Annotated in this window: 24 protein-coding genes; 11 read left to right on the top strand and 13 right to left on the bottom strand. The window is 70.4% G+C overall.

Translation table 11 applies throughout. The features are described 5' to 3' along the window. Positions 1-56: 56 nt before the first annotated feature. On the bottom strand, positions 57-761 hold the full coding sequence (locus ACTHL4_RS16210) for a response regulator transcription factor (RefSeq protein ID WP_440283798.1): 705 nt from the start codon (positions 759-761) through the stop codon (positions 57-59). 87 nt (positions 762-848) lie between these two features. Between ACTHL4_RS16210 and ACTHL4_RS16205 the strand changes: the two genes are divergently transcribed. Next, the gene (locus ACTHL4_RS16205) at positions 849-1,088 is read left to right on the top strand and encodes a MoaD/ThiS family protein (protein ID WP_440283797.1); all 240 of its coding nucleotides are present in this window, start codon (positions 849-851) and stop codon (positions 1,086-1,088) included. 16 nt (positions 1,089-1,104) lie between these two features. Further along, the gene (locus ACTHL4_RS16200) at positions 1,105-1,887 is read left to right on the top strand and encodes a hypothetical protein (protein ID WP_440283796.1); all 783 of its coding nucleotides are present in this window, start codon (positions 1,105-1,107) and stop codon (positions 1,885-1,887) included. 15 nt (positions 1,888-1,902) lie between these two features. Here the strand turns inward: ACTHL4_RS16200 and ACTHL4_RS16195 are convergent, their stop codons facing one another. From ACTHL4_RS16195 to ACTHL4_RS16165, 7 genes are all read right to left on the bottom strand, one after another. Continuing rightward, on the bottom strand, positions 1,903-3,108 hold the full coding sequence (locus tag ACTHL4_RS16195; protein WP_440283795.1) for an alpha/beta hydrolase: 1,206 nt from the start codon (positions 3,106-3,108) through the stop codon (positions 1,903-1,905). 26 nt (positions 3,109-3,134) lie between these two features. After that, positions 3,135-4,397, bottom strand: coding sequence for an alpha/beta hydrolase (locus ACTHL4_RS16190; protein WP_440283794.1), 1,263 nt, complete (start codon positions 4,395-4,397; stop codon positions 3,135-3,137). Positions 4,398-4,520: 123 nt separating this feature from the next. After that, positions 4,521-6,041 (bottom strand): DUF6020 family protein, encoded by a 1,521-nt coding sequence (locus ACTHL4_RS16185; RefSeq protein ID WP_440283793.1) that lies wholly within the window; start codon positions 6,039-6,041, stop codon positions 4,521-4,523. After that, positions 6,038-6,439: a DUF2304 domain-containing protein gene (locus ACTHL4_RS16180; protein WP_440283792.1), complete on the bottom strand. Its 402-nt coding sequence runs from the start codon at positions 6,437-6,439 to the stop codon at positions 6,038-6,040. Before ACTHL4_RS16180 ends, ACTHL4_RS16185 begins: the two co-directional genes overlap by 4 nt. After that, complete coding sequence (locus tag ACTHL4_RS16175; RefSeq protein ID WP_440283791.1) at positions 6,436-7,209, bottom strand: glycosyltransferase family 2 protein; 774 nt, start codon at positions 7,207-7,209, stop codon at positions 6,436-6,438. Before ACTHL4_RS16175 ends, ACTHL4_RS16180 begins: the two co-directional genes overlap by 4 nt. Next, positions 7,200-8,213: a glycosyltransferase family 2 protein gene (locus ACTHL4_RS16170; protein ID WP_440283790.1), complete on the bottom strand. Its 1,014-nt coding sequence runs from the start codon at positions 8,211-8,213 to the stop codon at positions 7,200-7,202. Before ACTHL4_RS16170 ends, ACTHL4_RS16175 begins: the two co-directional genes overlap by 10 nt. Continuing rightward, positions 8,210-9,529 (bottom strand): lipopolysaccharide biosynthesis protein, encoded by a 1,320-nt coding sequence (locus tag ACTHL4_RS16165; protein ID WP_440283789.1) that lies wholly within the window; start codon positions 9,527-9,529, stop codon positions 8,210-8,212. The genes ACTHL4_RS16170 and ACTHL4_RS16165 overlap by 4 nt, the downstream gene beginning before the upstream one ends. Before the next feature lie 89 nt (positions 9,530-9,618). On the opposite strand from ACTHL4_RS16165, the gene ACTHL4_RS16160 reads away from it, so the two are divergent. After that, entirely contained in the window at positions 9,619-10,689 is a 1,071-nt protein-coding gene (locus ACTHL4_RS16160) for an alpha/beta hydrolase (protein ID WP_440283901.1), read from the top strand. Positions 10,690-10,721: 32 nt separating this feature from the next. Here the strand turns inward: ACTHL4_RS16160 and ACTHL4_RS16155 are convergent, their stop codons facing one another. After that, positions 10,722-11,339, bottom strand: coding sequence for a methyltransferase domain-containing protein (locus ACTHL4_RS16155; RefSeq protein ID WP_440283788.1), 618 nt, complete (start codon positions 11,337-11,339; stop codon positions 10,722-10,724). Between the two features lie 189 nt (positions 11,340-11,528). On the opposite strand from ACTHL4_RS16155, the gene ACTHL4_RS16150 reads away from it, so the two are divergent. Beyond that, complete coding sequence (locus tag ACTHL4_RS16150; protein WP_440283787.1) at positions 11,529-12,443, top strand: hypothetical protein; 915 nt, start codon at positions 11,529-11,531, stop codon at positions 12,441-12,443. A 70-nt stretch (positions 12,444-12,513) separates the two neighbouring features. Here the strand turns inward: ACTHL4_RS16150 and ACTHL4_RS16145 are convergent, their stop codons facing one another. The 4 genes from ACTHL4_RS16145 to ACTHL4_RS16130 form a co-directional block, all read right to left on the bottom strand. Next, a complete protein-coding gene (locus ACTHL4_RS16145) occupies positions 12,514-13,899 on the bottom strand; it encodes a sensor histidine kinase (RefSeq protein ID WP_440283786.1) in 1,386 nt (461 codons plus the stop codon). Continuing rightward, a complete protein-coding gene (locus tag ACTHL4_RS16140; protein ID WP_440283785.1) occupies positions 13,889-14,566 on the bottom strand; it encodes a response regulator transcription factor in 678 nt (225 codons plus the stop codon). The genes ACTHL4_RS16145 and ACTHL4_RS16140 overlap by 11 nt, the downstream gene beginning before the upstream one ends. 123 nt (positions 14,567-14,689) lie before the next feature. Continuing rightward, positions 14,690-15,223, bottom strand: a complete 534-nt coding sequence (locus tag ACTHL4_RS16135) for an FABP family protein (RefSeq protein WP_440283784.1) — start codon at positions 15,221-15,223, stop codon at positions 14,690-14,692. Positions 15,224-15,408: 185 nt separating this feature from the next. Then, the gene (locus tag ACTHL4_RS16130; protein WP_440283783.1) at positions 15,409-16,575 is read right to left on the bottom strand and encodes an LCP family protein; all 1,167 of its coding nucleotides are present in this window, start codon (positions 16,573-16,575) and stop codon (positions 15,409-15,411) included. A 64-nt stretch (positions 16,576-16,639) separates the two neighbouring features. Between ACTHL4_RS16130 and ygfZ the strand changes: the two genes are divergently transcribed. The 7 genes from ygfZ to ACTHL4_RS16095 all read left to right on the top strand — a co-directional run. Then, complete coding sequence (ygfZ, locus tag ACTHL4_RS16125) at positions 16,640-17,686, top strand: CAF17-like 4Fe-4S cluster assembly/insertion protein YgfZ (protein WP_440283782.1); 1,047 nt, start codon at positions 16,640-16,642, stop codon at positions 17,684-17,686. A 189-nt stretch (positions 17,687-17,875) separates the two neighbouring features. Beyond that, positions 17,876-18,220, top strand: a complete 345-nt coding sequence (locus ACTHL4_RS16120) for a helix-turn-helix domain-containing protein (protein ID WP_440283781.1) — start codon at positions 17,876-17,878, stop codon at positions 18,218-18,220. Between the two features lie 72 nt (positions 18,221-18,292). Then, on the top strand, positions 18,293-19,069 hold the full coding sequence (locus ACTHL4_RS16115) for a hypothetical protein (protein ID WP_440283780.1): 777 nt from the start codon (positions 18,293-18,295) through the stop codon (positions 19,067-19,069). A gap of 126 nt (positions 19,070-19,195) precedes the next feature. Then, on the top strand, positions 19,196-20,167 hold the full coding sequence (locus tag ACTHL4_RS16110; protein WP_440283779.1) for an asparaginase: 972 nt from the start codon (positions 19,196-19,198) through the stop codon (positions 20,165-20,167). A 40-nt stretch (positions 20,168-20,207) separates the two neighbouring features. Beyond that, positions 20,208-20,534 carry a DUF2516 family protein gene (locus ACTHL4_RS16105; RefSeq protein WP_440283778.1) on the top strand — a complete coding sequence of 109 codons (327 nt, stop codon included), beginning with the start codon at positions 20,208-20,210 and terminating at the stop codon, positions 20,532-20,534. 34 nt (positions 20,535-20,568) lie between these two features. Further along, a complete protein-coding gene (gene manA / locus ACTHL4_RS16100) occupies positions 20,569-21,726 on the top strand; it encodes a mannose-6-phosphate isomerase, class I (protein ID WP_440283777.1) in 1,158 nt (385 codons plus the stop codon). A gap of 164 nt (positions 21,727-21,890) precedes the next feature. Then, positions 21,891-22,112: peptidase inhibitor family I36 protein (locus ACTHL4_RS16095; protein WP_440283776.1), on the top strand; the 222-nt coding region annotated here is incomplete at its 3' end.

Below are 22,112 nucleotides of genomic sequence, written 5' to 3'. Positions count from 1 at the left end.
GACAGCGAATCATGCTGTGCCGCAACGGATTCAGCGGCATTGGGACCGCGCCCAGATCAATCGACCAATGACTCCTCCGGCTGCCGCGCGCCGGAGGATCCGACGAAGCGGTAGCCGACGTTACGGATCGTCCCGATCAGCGACTCGTGTTCCGGGCCGAGCTTCGCGCGCAGCCGTCGTACGTGCACGTCGACGGTGCGGGTGCCGCCGAAATAGTCGTAACCCCAGACCTCTTGGAGCAATTGCGCCCGGGTGAAGACCCGCCCCGGATGTGCCGCCAGATGCTTCAGCAGCTCGAACTCCTTATAGGTCAGGTCGAGCGCCGCACCGTGGATCTTGGCGGTATACGACTCCTCGTCGATGACCAATCCGCCGGCCGTGATGCGCGTCGGACCCTCGTCCTCGTCCTCGGTGACCCGGCTGATCGCGAAGCGCAGCCGTGCATCGATCTCCGCGGGCCCCGCGCTGTCCAGCACGACATCGTCGACCTGCCATTCCCCGGTCAAGGCCGCCAGGCCACCCTCGGTGAAGATCGCGATCAGCGGCACAGACAGGCCGCTCGTGCGCAACACCCGGCTCAGACCGCGCGCTCCGGCCAGGTCACGGCGCGCGTCGAGCAGCACGAGATCGCACTCGGGCGGCTCGACCAATGCCTGCGGTTCCGGCGACAGGATGCGCACGCGGTGGCTCAGCAGCCCCAGTGCCGGTAGCACCTCGACACTTGCGCCGGGCGCATCGGTCAGCAGCAACAGGCGGGCCATACCTTGCAAGAATACTGTCCAGCAGGTCGCGGAACCCCGGTTCGGACGCCGCGGTGACCAGCGACACACGCTGATCTGGAGGAACGCATGCATGAAGTGACGGTGCGCTACTGGGCCGCGGCGCAAGCGGCCGCGGGCACCCACGAGGAGCGGCTCGCCGCCGCGGACCTGGCGGAGTTGCGCGACGTGGCACTGCGCGCGCACCCCGGCCTGGCGTCGGTGCTGCGGGTCGCGTCCTTCCTGCTGGACGGGCGCCGCGTCGATGGCGTCGCCGAACTGCCCGCCGGGTCGGTTGTCGAGGTGCTGCCGCCATTCGCCGGTGGGTGATGGGAGGATGCCGGTCGTGCCGGAAGCCAGCCTGACCGAATCACCCACCTCCCGCCTCGCCACGAGTTCGCTCGCGCTGACGGGCGGTGTGGTGACGGCCGCCCTGGTGATCCTCGGCGCGTATGCCGGCAGCGACGTCTCGGCATACGCCGCACTCGCCGCTGGACTGGCCCTCTCCTGGGGCTGGCCCTTGCTGCTCGGGCTGCCCCGGCCGACGGGCATCAGCCTGGTGCTCGCCGTGGCGAGCGTCGGTATGGCGGGAGTCGTGGTCTTCTCCGGTGAGGAAGACGGGATGCAGGCGCTGTGCGTGGTGCTCGCCGTCGGCCTGGTCCTGGCCTTCCTGCACCAGCTGGTCCGCACCGACGGACGCGCCGGGCTCACCGCCTCGCTCGCCGGGTGCTCCTTCGGCCTGGTGCTGCTCGCCAGCGGCATGTTCGCCGCGGGTGCCGCGCCGTACGACCAGGGCGACGCCGCCGTCGCCGTGGCGCTGTCCGCCTCCGCGCTGGGCCTGCTGGTCGAAGCCATCGTGCCGGCCAGGCACGCGCTGGAGTGGTCGCTGCCGGCCAGCGTGCTCCTCGGTGTGCTCGCCGGTCTGGTCATCGGCCTCGTCGACGGGAACCTGTCGCTGAACGTCCTGTTGCTCACCGGTCTGCTCGCCGGATTCGTCGGTGTCGCGGTGCGACGCGTGTTGCGGGTGCTCGACACGGACGACCCGGCCGGCCGGCTCACCTACGGCATCGCCGCAGTGCTCAGCACCGGTGTGCTGGCGTATGCCGCCCAGTGGCTGATCAACCGGTAGGAGGCCCGAGCCGGCTCAGTGGTGCGAACCCGAGCTGAACGCGGGAAGCGTGGAACCCAGCCAGCTCAGGGCGCGGGGAAGGATCGCCATGTAGACCGCGACGCGGTGTCCGACGTCCTGCTGGGTGAAGGCGGTGACCGACAGTGGCGCCCGCGCGGAGCGGACGAACTGCTGGCTCTGCGGTCCGGAGGTCGGGTCGGAGGTGGCGACCTGGATCCACACGTCAGACGCCGGGGGTGTGCGGGCGATCGACCTCTGCAGTTCGTAGCGGGCCGGGGTGTGGCCCGGTGCGAACGGGTGCCAGTTGGTGAACTCCGGGCGGAAGTAGCCGCCCATCACAATGTCTGCGGCGTAGCGGTGCGGATGCAGCAGTCCGGTGACGGCTGCGCACCAACCGCCCGCGCTGTATCCCATCGTCGCCCAGGCCTTCGGCGTGGCGCGTACGCGCAGGTGACTGATCGTCCACTGCGGCACGTCCTTGGTCAGCCAGGTCTCCATCGGTATGCCGCCGCCGTCGACGCATTCGGTGTCCAGGCCGTTCGGCGCATAGTCGGGCATCACCACGACGGCCTGTCCCATGTCCCGCTTGCTCATCACCGAGGCCAGCACGTCGTCCAGCTGGTCCACCCGGTGCCAGTCGCGCGGCCCGCCCGGTATGCCGTGGAAGGCCTCGATCACCGGATAGGTCCGCTTTGCCTGCCGTGGATCGGTGTATGACGGCGGCAACCAGATCACCACCCGGCCCGCGCGAAACCCGGTGCCCGCAGTGCCGCCGAGACCCGGGACGTGCACGATCACGAACTGGCCCTTCGGTCCCGGGTGCGGCCGCAGGGACAGGCTCGCCTGCGTGGCGTCGCGCAGCGCGGCATACTTCGCGTCGGCCGCCCGGTCCAGATCCTGCCCGGCGCGACCGGAGCCGTTCGCCGCGACCGCGTGCGGAGCCGCGCCGGCGTGTGACTGTTGCCCCTGGGCCGGAGAGGCGCCGGACAGCTGACGGAACAGGTCCGGCCAGGTGGTGTAGAAGTCGTACTGACGGTTCAGCATCGCCGCCACGGCCAGCACGCTGGTCAGCACGACGAGCAGCTGGCTCAATGCCCGCACTGCGACGCCGCCCGGGCCCGCCGGCTGCGCCAGACGTCGCCACAGCGCCACCACCGCGGCGACGACACCGGCGGCCACTGCGCACAGTGCCAGGACGACCAGCGCGGACGTGGGTCCCACCGGACCTCAGTCCCCGTGTCGGGTGGTCATCCGCGCACGCCTCCGAGCGCCCGGCCGTCGGCCGCTGCCTGCAACGGGCCGGAGCCGTGCGTGGCCGGCTGATCGGCCGGTCCCGGCCGCCCGGAGATGCGGTCGGACAGCCAGCCGAGCGCGCGGGGCAGTTCGCGGTCCCAGGTGCGGAAGTTGTGGCCGCCGCTGGACTCGATCAGCGCGGTGACGTGCATCGGCGGTTTCACCAGGTGCAGGAACCGCATCGTGTCCGGGTAGCCGTCGCTGCGCGTCTCGGCCTTGCTGATGGTCACGAACAGCGAGGCCGATGGCGCCGGGCGATGCGCCAGGAGCCACTCCAGGTCGTTGTGGTGCCGCACGGCGAGTGACTTGCCCCACAGGTCGCCGGTGGTGACATCGGAGCGCGCGTAGTAGTAGCCCGACAGCGACACACCGCCGGCGAAGACGTTGGGGTGATGCATCGCCAGCTTGGCGGCGCAGTAGCCGCCGGTGGAGTCACCGACGACACCCCAGTCCGTCGGCAGCACCCGCAGGCCGTGTGCCACTGCGCTGGGCAGTTCGTGGGCGAGGAAGGTCTCGGCCTGCGGGCCACCGGGCACGTCCGTGCACTCGGTGTCCCGCGGCGGGGCCACGGTGGAGGAGAACATCACATAGACCATCGGCTGTGCGCGGTGTGCCCGGACCAGATTCAGCGCCAGGCCGGGGTAGTCCATCCGCGACACCAGGTTCAGCGCCGACCCCGGGTAGCCGGTCATCACCTCGACCGCGGGGAAGCGGCGGTGTGCACCAGCGGCGGTGAAGTACTGCGGCGGAAGGTAGACATAGGCGGGGATGCTCAGGCCGGAGCCGTGGCCGCTGATCGTGACCTGGACGACCTTCCCGCGTGTCGTCCACTGGGATGGGGTCGACCACGTCGTCGGACCGAGGACCTGCATGCTCCCGGTCGCCGGGCCGAGCGGGTGCTGCGCCGAGGTCGTGGCCCGATGGTGCGTGACGCCGCCGGTGGTGGAGACCGGTGCCCCGTAGACCGACATCTTGGGCGGGGGAGCCGACGATCCCAGCAGATCGCCCCAGGACGTGTAGAACTGGCCGTAGTTGTTCGCCACCGCCGCGACCAGCGCGACGGTCGCCAGCTGTCCGCTCAGCAGCAGTCCGAACCGTGCTCCGCCCCGCACGACCGAGGGGCCGCGCACTCGTGACCACAGCAGCACGGTGGCCACCGGGATGCCGACGGCCAGACAGGCCAGGACCACCAACAAGGGTGTGCCGAGAAGCGACACGGCCGCCCCCTTCCGAATGCGCCTGCTGGACAAGCTATTTCAAGGATTACCCGGTGCCGCTGAAGCGACGCTGAAGGTTCCTGAGAGTGGTCTCAGCCGACGACAGGCGCCGCGCGCTCGCCGTCAGCGTTCGGTGGCAGGGGCTCGGTCCCGTAAGCCCCGGAAGGACTGGGGGACAGGACCGAGCGGTCTGGAGGTTTGCCGGCCGGTGGGCCGGTGGGGCCGCCGCACCGACGCCAGCCTGGCGGCGACCAACGGCACCAGCAGCATGCCCAGGAAGAGCTGCACCACGGTGTACCGGTACAACTGCGCGGGATTGGCGAGTATGACGGTGAGCTGATTGGCCACGATCGGTGTGGCCGCGAGCAGGATCATCCGCCACTTGTTGCGGAAGGCCGCGATGAGCACCGCCAGATAGGCAAGGTAGGTCCACCCGGCTGCGCGCGCGAACAACACCTGCAGCCAGGGGTTGGTGGCCACCGCGCTGCGGGCGGCGGTGGCGGCGTGATACGCGGTCCAACTGGCAGGAGCGGGCTTGAGTTGCTGGACCAGCGCCTCGGGCAGGTGCTTCTTGTGCGCCATCGCGACGGCCCGGGACTTCCTGGGAAGGACGCTGAACTGCGGCGTCGGATCGACCCGCCACGCCACGGACGCCCGGCACAGGTGGCCCTCGAGGAGGTTGACCGGGTCGTGGGTGAGCAGATGGAACCACAGTGCGGCGAGCTGGTGCCGGTGCGCGTCGGCCGCGGTCATGTTGAAGTGGTGCCGGAACAGCGGATCCGAGTAGAGGCAGTCATTGCTGGCGGCCCAGTGCGACAACGGCGCCGCCGCCTTCATCGCGGCCAGGCCGGCCGGGGTGAACGCGCCGGGGTCCTTGCTGTAGACGTAGGCGATGTCGCCGTAGAAGACGCCATACGCCTCACCGGAACTGACCGGTCGGATGCCTGCGGCGGGATAGACGACAGCACCGGCGAATTCGAAGATCGCGAGGGCTGCGACCGCAGCGGCGGCGACCTTGAGCCGGTCGCGTGCCAGAACGATCAGCAGGACGAGGGCGACGATCGCGACCACGACGAAGCCGTTGTTGCGGAACAGCGCGATCGCGGTCAGCTCCACCGCGAGCGCCGCCGCGGTGCGCCAGGTCAGCGCGCGCTGCTGGCTGCGGCGTCGGTCGATGATCTGCAGCACAGTCGCGGTCAGCAGCAGATTGGCGGCCGCGAACGGCACGTCCTTCCACAGCATGTCGACGAACGAGCCGAAGGTCGGCACGAGCACGATGAGCAGGGCCGGCAGCGCGGCCCATCGGGCGCGCACTCCCAACCGGTGCACCCGGGTCGTGACGAGGGCGAGCAGGGCGGCATACACCACGGTCTGCACGAGGGTGACGAGCCAGACGCTGCCGGTCAGCTGGATCGAGGCGCCGATGATCGCGTCGTAGAGCACCGAGTGGTTGGCGATCCATGGGCCGACGGTGACGTGATGCATGTAGGTGATGGAGTCGGCGCTGACCTGCACCGGGAAGTTCGTCGCCCACCAGCCCAGCAGCGCCAGCTGGGTCCACAGGTAGACCACCGCACCCAACCGCCGGGTCGGGCCCCATTGCCGGATGCGCAGCGAATGTGCTTGGGAGAGCGCCGGTGTCACTGGTGAAGGCCTCGCTCCAGGCGATGCTCGACGGTGAGCGCGGTCAGCGCGTCCAGGTCGCGGCGTTGCCGCTCGACCTCCAGTCGCAGGATCGCGACCTCCTCGGCGAGGGTGCGGGACTTGTAGGACTGGGTGCTGGCCTCGACGGACAACTGGACGCAGATCAGCATCATCGCCACGCCGGCCGCGAGGAACAGCAGGTTCGGACCCTGCTGGACGCCGACGATGTCGGCGAACCAGTCCAGGATCGGGGGGAACACCCCGACCAGCAAGGTGACCAGGGCCGCCAGGACCCAGATCAGCGTGTACTTCTCCTTCAGCCAGCCCTGCCGGATCAGGGCGTACATCCCGGCGATCGTCGCCAGGGCGACGACGATGGCGAACGTCTGGAAGATCATGGGTGCTCCTCGGTCACTGGCATCCTCGTGCGGTACTTCAGCTGAGCGGGTATGACGAACGCGGGCATCAGCCGCAGCAACTGCAGCGAGGCCTTGAGGGACGACTGACTGGCCACGCCGCCCTGTCGGGGACGCATCCGGACCGGCACCTGTCGCACGGTCAGGTGCTGACGGGTGGCGATCAGCAGCGCCTCGACGGTGTCGCCCAGATACTCGGCCGGATAGTGAGCTGCGAACAACGCCAACGCCGCCGGGCCGAACGCCCGGAAGCCGGAGGTGGTGTCGGTCAGCGTCGTGCCGGCCCGGTGCGACAGGGACCGCGCCAGCACCCGCATGACCGCGCGACGTGCCGGATCCGCCTCGTAGTCGTCGTCCGCGGCGGCGAATCGTGCACCGATCACCAGATCCGCCGTGGCCAGGGCGGCGAGCAGCTTGCGTGCCTCCCGGGGATCGTGCTGGCCGTCCCCGTCGATCTGCAGCGCAGCGTCGTACCCGTGCCGGACGGCATAGCGGAAACCCGCCCGCAACGCTCCGCCGACGCCGAGGTTGAACGGCAGGGTGGCGACCTGCACACCGGCCGCCATCGCGACCGGTCGGGTCTCGTCGGCCGATCCGTCGTCGACGACCAGGATGTCGGCGGTGGGCAGTGCCTGCACCACTTCGCGCAGCACGGTGCGGATCGTCGCTTCCTCGTTGAAGCAGGGGATGATCACCAGGATCCGCTGGGACGCGTCGAACACCGGGGCGCGCTCCTCACCGGTCACAGCCATGGCAGCACCGCCTTCCCGTACCAGGCCGAGCCGGAGTTGAGCAGCCGCAGTCCGGGGATCGGATCCACGTTGCCTGCGTCGAACCGGGTGGCCAGGTGCCGCAGCACCTGTCGGTCCGTCCGGCGGCGCTGGGTCTGCACGTCACGGTGGCGGCGCCATACCTGACCGGCGTGGCGTAGCAACCAGCCATAACCGCTGGCCTTCGCCGGCAGCCAGCCCTGCGCGGTGGCCACGGCCAGCATGGCGACCTCCTGGGCGAGCAGGGCCGGCGCGAGGAGCGCCAGGCTGCGACCGCTGTAGGTGGTCAGCACGGTGAGCAGCCGGTTGCGTTCCAGCAAGTAGGTCTTGGTCGGATTGCGGTGGAACTCGTAGTGGTGCAACGCGATCGCGTCCGGCACGTAGACGACCGACCGTCCGCGCTGCCAGCAACGCAGCGAGAGTTCGACGTCCTCGTGGTAGGCGAAGTAGGCCTCGTCGAATCCGCCCAGCTCGTCCCAGAAGTCGTGTCGCACCGCGCAGCAGGCGCCGCTCGCGCTGCTCACCGGACCGGGCGCCGCGTACTCGGCGGCCGGTCGGCCGTGGCCGCCTGCCCAGGCCAGCCCCAGATAGTGCACCGGGTTGCCGGCACTGTTCATGACGGCCGGATCGTCGGCCAGTCGCACGCTGGCGGTGGCGATGCCGACGCTGGGGTCCGCCAGCGGCTCGACGAGGCGGCCGAGCGTGTCCGCACCCATGGTGGCGTCGCAGTTGAACAGCACGACCACCTCTGCCCCGGTGCCGGCGGCGCCGAGGTTGCACCCGCCGGCGAAACCGAGGTTGGTCCCCGGCCGCAGCACGGTGACACCCGGCAGTTCGCGCACCCCGTCGAGCTGCGCCGGATCGGCGCCGTTGTCGACGAGGACCACTTCGACGTCGACGCCCCGGGACGCCAATACCGACGAGACGGATTCGTGCAGGAGCGGCTCGTCGCCGTACGCGACCATGACGACGCCGACGGTGATCATGCGCTCACCTCCGAGAGCTGGGCCGCGGCGGCCGCGCCGGTATGACGCACCAGTGCCGCGAGTTGTATGACGAGGGCGACCACCGAACCGGCCAGGTAGGACAGCTCGAGTCGCAGGAACAGGCCGCCGGGAAGCAGCAGCATCAGGGCCAGCACCGCCACCGCGGCGGTCCAGCCGAACGCCGACGCCGCCGGTGAACCGACCGCGATCACCGCGGCCCCAACGACCATCGCGAGGATCGCGGCGGCGGTGCCCGCGGCCATCAGGACCAGGTCGGTGCGGCCCAGCCGGAAGCCGTCGCCGTAGACCAGCCGGACCAGCTGCGGTCCGGCGACGGCCATCAGCAGGGTGAAGGCACCCATCGCGACGGTGACGAGTGTCAGCAGGGAGCGCAGTTGCCGGGCCAGGCGTGCTCGGTCACCGTCGGCGACGGTGTGTGCCAGACCGGGCAACAGCGCCGCCTGGACCGCCGCGAAGAGGAAGAGCGGCAGCCGGGCGAGCATCAGCCCGCCCAGGTAATGCCCTGCGGCGCCGGAGGATCCGGGCGCGACCTTGGCGATCAGCGGCGCAACATTGACCAGCACCTGCATCATCAGGCCGCCGAGCACCATCCAGCCGAGGATCCGCAGCTGAGCGGTCAGGGCGGGATCCTCAACGGTTGTGGTCGGCGCGACCGGGCGGCGGTGCCCGCCGCGCAGGCCGGTGAGAGTGAACAGCACCGAGATCACCAGGGCTGCCGCGAGCCCGAGCGAGAACCCGCCGACGGCACCGGCCAGCACGGCGGCGGTGAGTCCGGCGGCCACCCGCACCATGCCCTCGATGCCGAGCTGGGCGCCATACATGCCGTAACGGTTGTGACCGGCGAACACTCCGCGCATCAGGTATGCCGCCCACATGCCGACCGCGGCGAGCAGCAGCGCCACGAACGTCGCGCCGGATCCGTCGAAGAGCGTGTCGGTGATGGTCGTCCGGAACGCCACGGCGACCGCCAGCAGGACCAGCAGTGCGACCGCCGCCGCTGCCACCAGGGCGCGGACCACGCGGCGCTCCTGGACCGGATCGGCCCGGTGCGCGGCGACCGCGCGGCCGATGGCCTGCTCGAACGGTAGGAACACTCCGGGGCCGCCGGTGTAGACCAGGACCCACAGCGCCGACAGGGCGGCGAAGTCGGCGGGGGACAGCTGCCGTGCACCGAACGCGAGGAAGAGGTAGGAGCTGGCGCCGAACACTGCCAGGCCGAGCCCGACCGGCACGGTGCCGGCCGGCATCAGCAGGAGGCGTTGCTGGAACACCGTGGCGGGAGATGTGTGCGGCATGGCGGCGGTAGCCTCGCACGGCCCACCTGAGAAACGGCTAAGAACGCCAACTGGTCTTCACCGGGCCGGTCGCTTAGCGTGCCCACGTGATGAGCCTGACCGGTGCGACGTTCCAGGCGACGATCGCGATCGCCGTTGTCGTCGCTGTCGTTGCCACGCTGCTGCTGTGGTCCAGGATCCACGGTCCGGGCTGGTCGCGCACACTGCAGCGGCTGGGGATGCTGCTGCTGTGCCAGCTGCTCGCGGTCGGCCTCGCCGGCACCTGGGTCAACAACAGTTTCGGGCTCTACGCCTCCTGGGACGATCTGCTGGGAACGACCCCGCAGGGTCAGCTGGCGATGGTCGGGCCGCCGCCGCAGCGGGCCAGGTTCACCAAGGCGAGCTGGGGCATGGAGAGCGCCTTCTTCCGAGGACCCCACTCCCGGCTCGCCTCGCAGGTCTACGTCTGGCTGCCGCCGCAGTACCGGCAGCCGGCCTATCGGCACACGGCCTTCCCGGTGATCATGCTGTTGCACGGGGTTCCCGGCGAACCGGAGTCGTACATGACGGGCGGCGGGATGCCGGGCCGGGTCGCGTCGGCCATCGCCTCCGGGCGGCTGCACCCGGTGATCCTGGTCGTGCCGAGCGTGGACCCCGGTGGCGTGGACACCGACTGCTCCAACACCCCGCAGTCACGGGTCGCCACCTGGTTGGCTCAGGACGTGCCGACGCTCATCAAGCGTCACTTCCGGGTCGAGACGTCGCCGCGGGCATGGGCACTGGCAGGGTTGTCCACCGGCGGACTGTGCTCGCTCAAACTGCCGATGCAGTATCCGGGCGTCTTCGGGATCGGCGCGGGCATGAGCCCGGACCCCGTGGTCGGCGACCCGTCGGTCCTGAGCGACACCGCGTTGCGGATCGCCAACAGCCCCGTGCATCTTGCCGCCGGGCGGCCCGACGTGCGGCTGTGGGCCGGCACGGGTGCCATGGACCGCAACAGCCTGCCGTCGAACCTCAGCAGACTGCGTGCCGCGATCCGGCCGCCGACGACCCTCGCACCGGCGGTGATCATCCTCGGGGGCGGACACAACCCGAACACCTGGGGCCGCCTGGAGCCGCCGATGTTCGACTGGATCAACTCCGTGCAGTTGCCGCCCGCCGTGCTGAAGCACCGGCGCTGAGGCCCGCCCGACGATCCGTCAGGGGTGGGCGGTCACCCGGCATACCGGGCGAGCAGCACGAATTCGTTGTAGGGGAAGAGCCGCCCGGCCGCTCGTGGCAGCGGGAAGGAGTAGCTGCGCTCCACGTCCAGGCCGAGCCGGTCCGCATGCTCCCGCAGACCCGCGGTGTCCACGAAGCGCACGTGCGTGTCGTCGGTGCGGAAGCCGGCCTCCTGCGGGGTGATGAACAGCACCCGCCCGCCCGGCCGCAGGTAGGGCAGGTACGCGCGCACCAGATCGTCGGCGACGTCGGTCCCCAGGTGCTCGAGCACGTGCGCCAGCAGCAGCGTGTCGTAGCGCCCTTCCACCGCGTCCGGGCAGTGCGCGAATTCCGTGGTGGTGTATGCCGTCAGGCCGCGTCGCCGGGCCGTGTCGATCGACTCGGCGTTGTGGTCCACACCGACACCGCCGCCCAGATTGACCAGGTTCCGGCCGATACCGCAGCCGACGTCGAGCACGTCGCCGAGTTGCAGCCGGCGCAGGTTCCATCGATAGGGACGCTGGACGTCCAGCCACCGCTTCCAGGGCGCCGTCTCGAGCCGGGACAGCCGCTCGGCGTAGGACCGTCCTGCCGTTCGAGAGCCTGTGCCGTCTTCGAGGTGCTGCGCCATGGGAAGCCTCCGGATGCTGGTGCGCGAGGGCGAACGCGTCGGCCCTCCTGACCGGTGCAGCGTGCCAGCCGTATCCTGGGACGCCGCTGAGAAGGCTCTCAGAGCGGTTCAGTGAGTTCACAGTGCGCGCACGGCACGGTCGGACAGTGCCCGGTCGCTCGACCGGGCGGACGAACGGAGCTGGCGACGATGCATGCGACTTTCCGGCCCCTGCGCACCGCAGGTGTGGCGAGTGCCACGGCGATCCTGGTGGCGGCATTCGTCGCACCGGCCGCGGCCGCACCGCCGACGCCCGGCAATGCGACCCAGTACTCCGCGGGTCCCTGGACGCTCACCGGCTGGCATCCGGTGCCCGCCGGCGGGGCGGACCAAGGCGTCGCGACCGTGACCAACCGCGGCCGGAACCGCGTGGTCCTGCGCGGCGGCGCGGACGTGTCGGCGCGGCTGCGTGCCGCCGGCTGGTGGCACATTGGCGACCCCGGCAGTGCGCACGGCTATCTGGTGGATGCCTATCAGGCTCGCTCGGCCGCCAACGCCAAGCTGTATGGCGTCACCGCCCCCGACGGGCACCGGACCTGGTGGGTGCACCGGCTCGCCGCGGGGGAGAAGATCAACAACTCGTTCGCCGCGGTCGCGCCCTCCGGCCGGTGGTTCGTCTCGGGCGAATGGGGCCGGATGCGACGGTTGTTGGTCTTCCCGATGGCCGGCGCGAACCGGCTCGCCCGTCGCGGTCACGACCTGCCGTTGGCAGCGACCATCCGGTTGACCCGGCCGGTGCGGGACGTGCAGGGCTGCTCCTTCGCTTCATCGACGCAACTGGTCTGCTCCACCAACGACCCGCACCACGATCTGTTCCGAACACCCCAGCAACTGCTGTCGATCCGGCTCTCCGGCCCGGTGTCGGGCCGCGCCCAGGTGGGGCGCCCGACCGAACTCGGTCCGCTGCCGCAGCTGACCGGGTGTGGGGCGGCCGAGACGGAGGGGATCGACATACACGGTGGGCGCATGCTGGTGGTCGCACATGAACCGGCATCCTGCGGAGGCCGGGCAGAGGTGTTCACCTACCGGCTGAAGTCGACGGTCCGTCAGGTCGTGTCCTCCTGAGCCGTCCGGTTCCGCCGACGGTCGCGGACAAGACGGTCGACCGCATGACGTCCGGTCCTGCCGCGACCGGTCAGTCGGCGGCGGGCATCGTCACCGTGAACCGGGCACCCGGGTGGTTGTCGCTGACCGTGACCGTGCCGTCGTGCGCGCCGACCGCCTCGTGGACGATGGCCAGGCCGAGACCGGCGCCGCCGGCGTCCCGCGAGCGTGCCTCGTCCAACCGGGTGAAGCGTTCGAAGATCCGGTCCCGGTCCGCCGGCGCGATGCCGGGCCCGTCGTCGGCCACCTCGAGGATGACGGCACCGGTCCGGGTGGTCAGCGCGACCCGCACCACGGCGGCGGCGTGGCGAGTCGCGTTGTCCAGCAGGTTGCGCACGACACTGGTCAGCGCCGACGGGTCGCCGAGTACTTGACCGGCCGACACCCCGGTGACGTCGACCGACGGGCCGCGGTGCCGGACGGCGCGGGCCTGGTCGAGCACGATGTCGTCCAGGTCCACCACCTGGCGGTGCGGTGCGGGATGCGCATCCAGGCGAGCCAACGCGAGCAGGTCGTCGACCAGCCGGGACAGCCGGTCGATGTCGCCGAGCAGGCCGGGGAGCGCGGCGGCCAGGTCGCCCTGGTGGTCGGCGCTGCGGCCGGTGACCTCCAGCTGGGTCCGCAGGGTCGCGATCGGGCTGCGCAGCTCGTGCGCGGCGTCGGCGACGAACCGGTGTTGCTGCGCCGACGCGGTCTCGATGCGGGCCAGCAGTTCGTTGAATGTCGCTGTCAGCCGGGCTAATTCGTCCTCGGCGGCCGGCGGACGCAACCTGCGGCTCAGGTCCGTGCCTGGTATGTCGGCAGCTTGCCGCCGCACGGCGTCGACCGGGCGCAGGGCGCGTCCGACCAGCAGCCACCCGATGAGCGTCAGGATGGCCACCAGGATGGGCAGCCCGACCGCGAGCGCGCTGAGCAGTTCGGTCGTGCTGCTGTCGACCGGTTCGGTCGGCAACGCCGCGTAGACGGTCACCGGGCCGCTGCGGGTGTCGGCGGTGGTGGCCGCGACGCGGTAGTCGGTGCCGGGGTGTCCGGCGGGTTGCTGCGTCCGGACCACCGTGTCGTCGCTGCCGGTCAGGGTGAACATGCGCTTGCGGTAACCCAGGTCGCCGGAGCCGGCCAGCACCCGGCCGTCGGCGGCGACGACCTGCACCGTGGGTGCGCCGTCGTCCGGGTCCGGTAGCCGGCGGGGCAGTTCGCTGTGCGCCGCTTGGTCGGCGATCGTCGACGACTGCTGGGCGATGCTGTTGTCCAGGTTGGCCATCAGGGAGCTGTGCAGGCGCCATACCAGCAGACCACCGGCGGCGATCATGCCGACCGCGATCACCACGGCGGCGGCTGCCGTCAGCCGGGCGCGCAACGATCGCCGACCCCACCAGGAGGACGGCGTGTCGTGTGCAGCGGTGGGCTCAGCCGCCATCGCTGAGCAGCCGGTAGCCGACGCCGCGGACCGTCTGGATGCTGGCCCGGCCGAACGGTGCGTCGATCTTCTTGCGCAGGTAGCCGATGTAGACCTCCACGATGTTCGGGTCGCCCTCGTAGAACTCGTCCCAGACGTTGGCGAGCATGTCGCTCTTGGAGACGACCTGGTCGTGGCGGCGCAGCAGGAACTCCAGCAGCGCGAACTCGCGAGGTGTCAGCGAGATCTCCTGCTCGCCGCGGGCGCACCGTCGGGTCGCCGGATCCAGCACCAGGTCACCCGCCGACAGGATCACCGGGCGGGCCGGGGCGCCGCGCCGGATGAGCGCGCGCAGGTGCGCCAGCAGCACGACATACGAGAAGGGTTTGGTCAGGTAGTCGTCGGCGCCCAGGTCCAGCGCGTCGGCCTCGTCGTACTCGCCGTCCTTGGCGGTCAGCATCAGCACCGGCGTCCACAGTTGTTCGGCGCGCAGCCGCTTGACCACGTCGTACCCGTTGACCTTGGGCAGCATGATGTCGAGCACGATGACGTCGTACGCCTGCTCGGTCGCCTTCCACAGGCCCTCCGCGCCGTCCGGCGCGGTGTCCACGGTGAAGCCGTCGGCGGTCAGGCCGGCGGCGATCGCCTGCGCCAGTCGGTGTTCGTCCTCGACGATCAGGACTCGCATGCCCCACCGCCTCCCTCTCGTTCGTCCGCTCAGGACACCACACAGTGTGGGCGCCGAGTGCTGAGGCGAAGCTGAGTGTTCCTGAGCCGGCTCTCAGGAGCGCTCAGGAGCACTCAGTGACCCTCAGGGTCGCTCCGGTGCCGTGGCGTCGTCGTCCGGCGCGGCCGCGCGGGTCAACTGCGCGGAGGCGTAGGACTGCAGCGGCTGGCCGAGCGCCGCCATGTCCGTGGCCCACATCAGCCCGCCCTGCACGTAGCCGTAGAGCCGGTGCGCCGCGGAGTATTCGCGGGCATCCGGGCTACGCAGCACGCCGTCGGTGCGGAGTTCGGCCTTGGCGGGTTCGGTGCGTCCGTAGTAGAGCTCGGTGACCCCGGTCGGGTGCGACAGCAGCAACTCCACCTCGGCCTCCGGCAGCGGGCGCCAGAAGCCCAGCTCCGTCTCGAACGGGTCGCCGCGGTTGCCGTCGTCGTCGATCACCCAGCTGCGGGTCTCCCAGCGCAGGAACGGTCGGCCGTCATGGGTGCAGCTGATCTCCTGGGCGAAGTTGACCGTCGGCAAACCGGGGTAGCCGGCGACGCCCGTGCCCTCCCACCGTCCGAGGAGCCAGGCCAGCGGCGCGAGGTCAGGGTGCATGGAGGTGTCGAGTTCGATGGGCACGGCTCGATCGTAGCGACGCGAGCGCGTGCATAACCGGCAACGGTTGCTGGTTAGGGGTGGCTTTCGGTGGTGTGCGCGTGTGTAACCGGCAACGGTCTCTGGTTGGTGCCCCGTGCCCGCGGATGACGGGCCGCGGGCCGGGCGAGCCGACCCGCGGCCAGCCACCGGATCGCGACGAGTCGCGGCTATCGGATGCTGTTCTTGCCGTAGGTGTAGTCGGCCATCTTGTCGTGGTAGAGCGCCTGCCCCAGCTTCTTCATCTGCGGCATGTTCACCACGTCGATGGAGCCGGCCACCGGATCGTTGGCGAATCCGGTGAACGGCGCCGTGTAATACGTGATGTCGCCCGAGCGCAGGTTGCGCAGGCTGAGCGCGAGACTGCGTATGTCGCCCGCGGAGGTGTCGGCGTCGACCTGGGTGTATTTGGTGAGGTCCTTGACGGTGTTGGTCAGCTTCACCGGGTTGAGCAGCGTGCCGGCCGACAGCGTCTTGTGGACGACGGCGCTGATCCAGGCCTGCTGATCGCGGCCGCGGTCGATGTCGCCCTCCTTGAGCTGGTGGCGCTCGCGGACGAAGCCCAGGGCCTGCTCGCCGTTCATCGTGTTGTAGCCCTGATGGAAGGTGCCGTAACCCGGCTCGGTGAAGGGCTGCGCGACATACACGTTGACGCCGCCCAGGTCGTCGGTCAGGTCGGCGAAACCCTTGAAGTCGATGATCGCGTAGCGGTCGATGACCACGCCGCCGAGCAGTTGCGAGATCGTCTGGGCCAGCAGCGCCGGCCCGCCGTAGGCGAAGGCGGCGTTGATCTTGTTCTTGCCGTGTCCCGGGATGGACACGTAGAGGTCACGGGGGAAGTGGATGACCTGCACCGACTTCTCGCCCTTGCTGATGTGCACCAATTGGATGACGTCCGAGCGCGCCCCCGACCGGACGTCCTGCACGCTGCCGGAGCGGGTGTCGCTGCCCAGCAGCAGGATGTTCTGCGAATTGCCCGCGTCCGCAGCGGGTTTCACCGTCGAGCTGGGCAGCGCGGCGCCGTGGGTGATGTTGGAACTGAGCACGTGGTTGAGGTACATCGCGAAACCGACGAACGCCAGCACGATGATCAGGACCATCGACAGCAGGGTGAGCAGGGTGACCTTCAGCCAGCCGGCCTTCTTCTTCGGCCGGCGGCGCCTCGTGCGGGATCCTGCGTAGCCGGCCGCGCCCGTGCCGGCATCGTCACCGCCGTCGGCGGTCGCATCCCCGGGCGCCGTGTCGGTCGTGGTGCCGTTCGTGCTCTCCGGCTCCTCCAGGGACGAACTCTCGTCACGGGCCCCGCCGGGCAGGTCGTCTCGGTGGTCGCCAGTCATGGGGGGAGTCTAAGGTCGCCCCGGCGCGCCACGGCGCCGAAACCCCGCGACGTACCCTGGAACGGTGACGACGGCATCCGTGGAGAGTCCCCTGCTCAGCCGCTCCGGCGCGGTCCCCGCCGACGGTCTCGACGCCGGGGTGGCCGCACATTACGGCGACCCGCTGCGCGAGCAACGCCTGCTCGAGCAGGGGCTGGCCGTGGTCGACCTGTCGCACCGGGGAGTCGTCACGGTCACCGGCCCCGACCGGCTCAGCTGGCTGCACTCGATGACGACCCAGTCCTTGACGGGCCTGGCGCCATACACGTCGGCGGAGTCGCTGGTGCTCAGCCCGCACGGGCACATCGAGCACGACCTGCACATCGTCGACGACGGCGAGACCACCTGGATCACCGTCGAGCCGGGCACCGCGCCGGCCCTGGTCGAGTGGCTCAACTCGATGCGCTTCATGCTGCGGGTCGAGGTCGACGACGTCTCCGACCGGTATGCCGTGCTCGGTGAGCCGATCGGCAACGAGTCGCTGCCGGCCGAACGCGAGGCGCGCGGTGTCATCGCGTGGCGGGATCCGTGGCCGGCGATGGGCGCCGACTCGGCGTCATACAGCTCGGCGGACCCGCACCCGGCGGCCGGACGCGCCTGGCGCGAGTTGATCGTGCCGCGTGAGCACCTCGTGGAGGAGGTCGGCGACCGGCAGCTGGCCGGCATCTGGGCCGCCGAGGCCGAACGCGTCAGCGCGTGGCGGCCCCGGCTCGGCAAGGAGACCGATCACCGCACCATCGCGCACGAGCTCGACTGGTTGCGCACCGCCGTGCACCTGCACAAGGGCTGCTACCGCGGCCAGGAGACGATCGCGCGTGTGCACAACCTCGGCAGACCGCCGCGTCGCCTGGTGTTCCTGCACCTCGACGGATCGGGTCACGTGCTGCCCGACGAAGGCGCGGAGCTGGCCAAGCTCCCCGGCGAGCGCGCGGTCGGCCGCATCACCTCGGTCGCCCGGCACGCCGACGACGGCCCGATCGCGCTGGCGGTCGTCAAGCGCAACACCCCCGTCGACATCCAGCTGTATGCCGGTGAGATCGCCGCCGCCCAGACGGAGATCGTGGCGCCGTAGCTGACCCGTCGGTCCGCGCGCGACGAGCGACGAGCGACGTACACAACCGGCAACGGTCGCTGGTTTGGTACGGGAATCGGCCCGAAACACGTGCACAACCGGCAACGGTCGCTGGTTCGTCCACCGTGTGACTCGACTCACGCTTGCCCCAGCTTGCAAACCGCTAACTGAAGTTAGCATACTGGACACATGAGTCCGAACCCGGTGAGCGATCTGGGCAGCTACCTCAAGGAGCAGCGCCAGCAGGCACAGCTGTCCCTGCGGCAGGTCGCCGACCGCGCCGGCATCTCCAATCCCTACCTGTCGCAGATCGAGCGTGGCCTCAAGCGGCCGAGCGCCGAGATCCTGCAGGCGATCGCGAAGGGTCTGGCCATCTCGGCCGAGCAGCTCTACGTGCACGCCGGCATCCTGGACGCCCTCCCTGAGGGGGACGCCCCGGTCGACACGCGCCAGGTGATCAAGAACGACCCGCGGCTGACCGACAAGCAGCGCAAGGCGCTGATCGACGTCTACGACTCGTATGTCGGCGACTGACGCGGCACCGACACACCGCACCGTCGCGGCCCACAGCAGCCGCGACCACGAATCCCCGAGAGAAAGGCAGCGATGATGCCCAGCAAGAGCACCTTCGAGTCCCCGTTCTACGCCCTCATCGGCGCGGCGGACGCCGCCGTCGAGAACGTCCGCAACTCGTTCGACACCGCGACCGAGGCCGCGCTGTCGCTGCGCGACGAGCTCACCCCGGAGAACGTCCAGGAGCGGATCCGCAACACGATGAACGACGTTCGCGACCAGATCATTGCCTTGCCGTCGCTGGCGACCGAGCGCTACGAGCTCATGGCCGGCACCGTCGAGCGGGCCTACGACGACTTCGCGCAGAGCTACCTCGACTACGCGCAGCGTGGTGCGGAGGTGAGCCGCGGCGCCACCGAGCAGGGTCGCGCCGTGGTGGCCTCGGCCCGGGAGACCGCGTCGGAGACCGGCGACGGCGCCGTGGTGCGCGTCCTCGGCGCCCGCAAGGAAGCCGCCAAGGGCGTTGAGCGGCTGGCCGGCCTGGTCGGCCGCAACGCCGGCGCCGTCGAGGCCGAGGCCCAGACCGTCGTGCGCAGCACCGCCGCCAAGCAGGGCGCCACCCAGCGCCCGAGCCGCAGCGCGGTCGCCGGCAAGGCGGGCAGTCGCAAGGCCGCCGCCCGGCCGGCCGCGTCGAAGACTCCGGCGAAGAAGGCCAGTGCCAAGAAGGCGACTGCCAAGAAGTCGACCGCCAAGAAGTCGACCGCCAAGAAGTCGACCGCCAAGAAGACCGCTCCGGCCGCGCCGACCCTGCCCGTCGAGGCCAAGGTCGAGGCAAAGGTCGAGGCCACCCGGGACAACAGCCAGGCCTGAGGGAGGCTCGCGTCATCCGGTGACGCCGTCGCCGAAGGACCCCACCGCACCGCGTCGTGCGTGGGGTCCTTCCCGTTCCTCGACCCGCCGGGCGGGCGGTCGCCATACGCCTCTATCGTCGGCGACGTGGCTTCCTCTCTCAGCGCCCTGTCCGGCGCCCCGGTCCTGGCCCACGTCGACCGCGGCGGATTCATCGAGTCGGTGCACCGTGGCGTGGCGGTGATCACCACGCCGGACGGTGGCGTCGATCTGGAGGTCGGCGACGCCTCGGCACCGTGCTTTCCGCGCTCATCCAACAAGCCGATGCAGACCCTGGCGATGTTGCGCAGCGGCCTGCAACTGGACGACCCCCGGCTCGTCGCACTGGCCAGCGCCAGCCACTCCGGCGAGGAGTTCCACCTCGCGGGAGTGCGCACCATCCTGACTGGCGCCGGCCTCGGCGAGACCGATCTGCAGAACACCCCGGACCTGCCCTATGACGAGCAGGCGCGCAACGACTGGTTGCGGGAGGGCCACGGCCCCACCTCGATCACCCAGAACTGCTCGGGCAAGCACGCCGGCATGCTGGCCACCTGCATCGCGAACGGCTGGGACATCACGACCTACCGCGACCCGCAGCACCCGCTGCAGCAGGCGATGGCCGACACGATCGGCGACCTCGCGCACGAACAGATCGCAGCGGTCGCGACCGACGGGTGCGGTGCCCCGGTGATGGCGATCTCCCTGATCGGGCTGGCGCGCGCGTTCGGCGCGATCGCCGCCGCCCGCCCGGACACCCACGAGGCGACGGTGCGCGACGCCATCCGCTCGCACCCGGAGTACCTCGGCGGCACCCGCCGCGACGTGACCGCGCTCATCCAGGGCGTCGACGGCCTGATCGCCAAGGACGGCGCCGAGGCGGTGTATGCCGTGGGACTCTCCGACGGCCGCGGTCTGGCGGTCAAGATCGCCGACGGCGGCCAGCGGGCCAGGCCGGTCGTCATGGCCGAGCTGCTGCGTCGGGCCGGCGTGACCGGTCCGGCGGTCGACCAGCTGGGTACGGCGGAAGTGCTCGGACACGGCGAGCCGGTCGGGGCGATCACTGCCGTCATACCGTGAAGGCACAGGCGCCGGACAGCGGGCGGGTTAGGCTTTCGGCATGGGAAGTCTGATCCACCTGCAGGAGACGGTCGCGCTCGTGCTCGGCGTCGTGCTCTTCGCGATGCAGCTGTTCGCGCTCGTCGACTGCATCCGCCAGCGCGCCGACGCCTTCACCGCCGCCGGCAAGCTGAGCAAGCCCGCCTGGTTGGCGATCACCGCCGTGGCGTGCATGATCGGTTTCCTGTTCATCCTCTCGCCGATCAGCATCTTCGAGATCGCGGCCGTCGTGGCCGCTGGCGTCTATCTGGCCGACGTGCGACCTGCGTTGTTGCAGGTGACCGGTCGCGCCCGCGACAACAACAACGGCCCCTACGGCCGGTGGTGACCGGGCCTCGACCGTGCTGGAGGAGCAACCGCCGATGGTGACGGCACCGTCACGGGCGCTGGGCAAACTGCGGCCGCAGATCAAGGGCTACGCCTGGGGGTCGCGGACCGTGCTCGCCGAGCTCACCGGCCGGCCCTCGCCCACGGAGCATCCCGAGGCCGAGCTGTGGATGGGCGCGCACGAGGCCGCCCCGTCCGGCATCGCCGACACCACGCTGGACCGGTTGGTCGCCCGCGACCCGGTCGCCGCCCTCGGTGCCCGCGTCGCGGCCCGCTTCGAGGGCCGCTTCCCGTTCCTGCTCAAGATCCTCGCACCGGAAACGCCGCTGTCCATCCAGGTCCACCCGAACGCCGAGCAGGCGCTCGCGGCGGTGGCCGGCACGTATGTCGACCGGTGGCCCAAGCCCGAGGCTCTCGTCGCGGTCACCGACTTCGAGATCTTCGCCGGGCTGCGTTCGTATGACGACATCCGCCGCGTCGTCGGCTCGTTGGACGTGCCCCGGCTGTCCGCCATGTTGGCCGCCGTGGCGAGCGGACCGGAGCCGGTGACCAGCCTGCTGGTCGCCCTGCTGCGGGCACCGGTCGACGAGCAGCGCGCCCTGGTCGCCGAGATCGTCGCGGCGTGCGGCAAACGGCTGAGCGGGCCGGACAGCGTGGCGTTCGAGGCGGTGCTGCGGGCCGCCCGGCAGTTCCCCGGGGACGTCGGACCTGCGGTCCTGTTGCTGATGGTGCACCGGGTGCTCCAGCCCGGCGACTACATCTTCGTGCCCGCCGGGGTGCTGCACGCCTACGTGCGGGGCACCTGCGTGGAGCTGCTGGCCAACTCCGACAACATCGTCCGCGCCGGCCTGACCCCCAAACCGGTCAACATCGACGAGTTGCTGCGCATCGTCGACACCGACCGCGAGATGGTGCCCGAGCATCCGACGCCGGGCCGGGTCCATTCCTTCCCCGTCGAGGTGCCGCACTTCCAGCTGCACGTGGTCGAGCCGGGGGAGCAAAGCATCCAACTGCCCGGTGCCGACCGACCGCGGATCGCGCTCGCGCTGCACGAGGCGGTCACCATCCGGTGCGGCGATACCACACTGGAACTTGCGGCGGGGGAGTCGTGTTTCGTCGGTGCGTGCGAGAGCGCCGCGACCGTGTCCGGCCGCGGCACGGTCTACCTCGCGACCTCCGGGATGCCCAACTAGTTCGTGGGTCCCCGCTGCGATGCGGGTGCTTGCGCTGCGGCCGGCCGGACCGCGCGCTGCGAACCGTCCGCAGCGGTTTCGCAGAGGACGTGCGCACAGTGATCGGTGTTCCGTTCACACGCCACGTCAGGGAGATGGTCACGATGGTCAACACACGTTCTCGGATGAACCGCACCGCAGCTCTGGTCGGTGTCTCGACCATGGTCGCGGGCGCGGCCTTCACGATGGCGATGCCGGCAGCGCATGCGGCGACGGCGCGCAATGGGGTGTGCGAGTCCGGCGAGTTCTGTTTGTACTACAACTCGAACGAGGCGGGTTCGGTCTCGGACTTCAACACCTCGATCTCGGATTATGGTGCGACGCAGCCGGGTTGTTATGAGTTCAAG

Source organism: Flexivirga sp., assembly GCF_051955415.1.
Classification (GTDB): Bacteria; Actinomycetota; Actinomycetes; order Actinomycetales; family Dermatophilaceae; genus Flexivirga.
The sequence above is the reverse complement of the archived record's forward strand: the minus strand, read 5'-3'. Positions and strand labels throughout refer to the sequence as shown.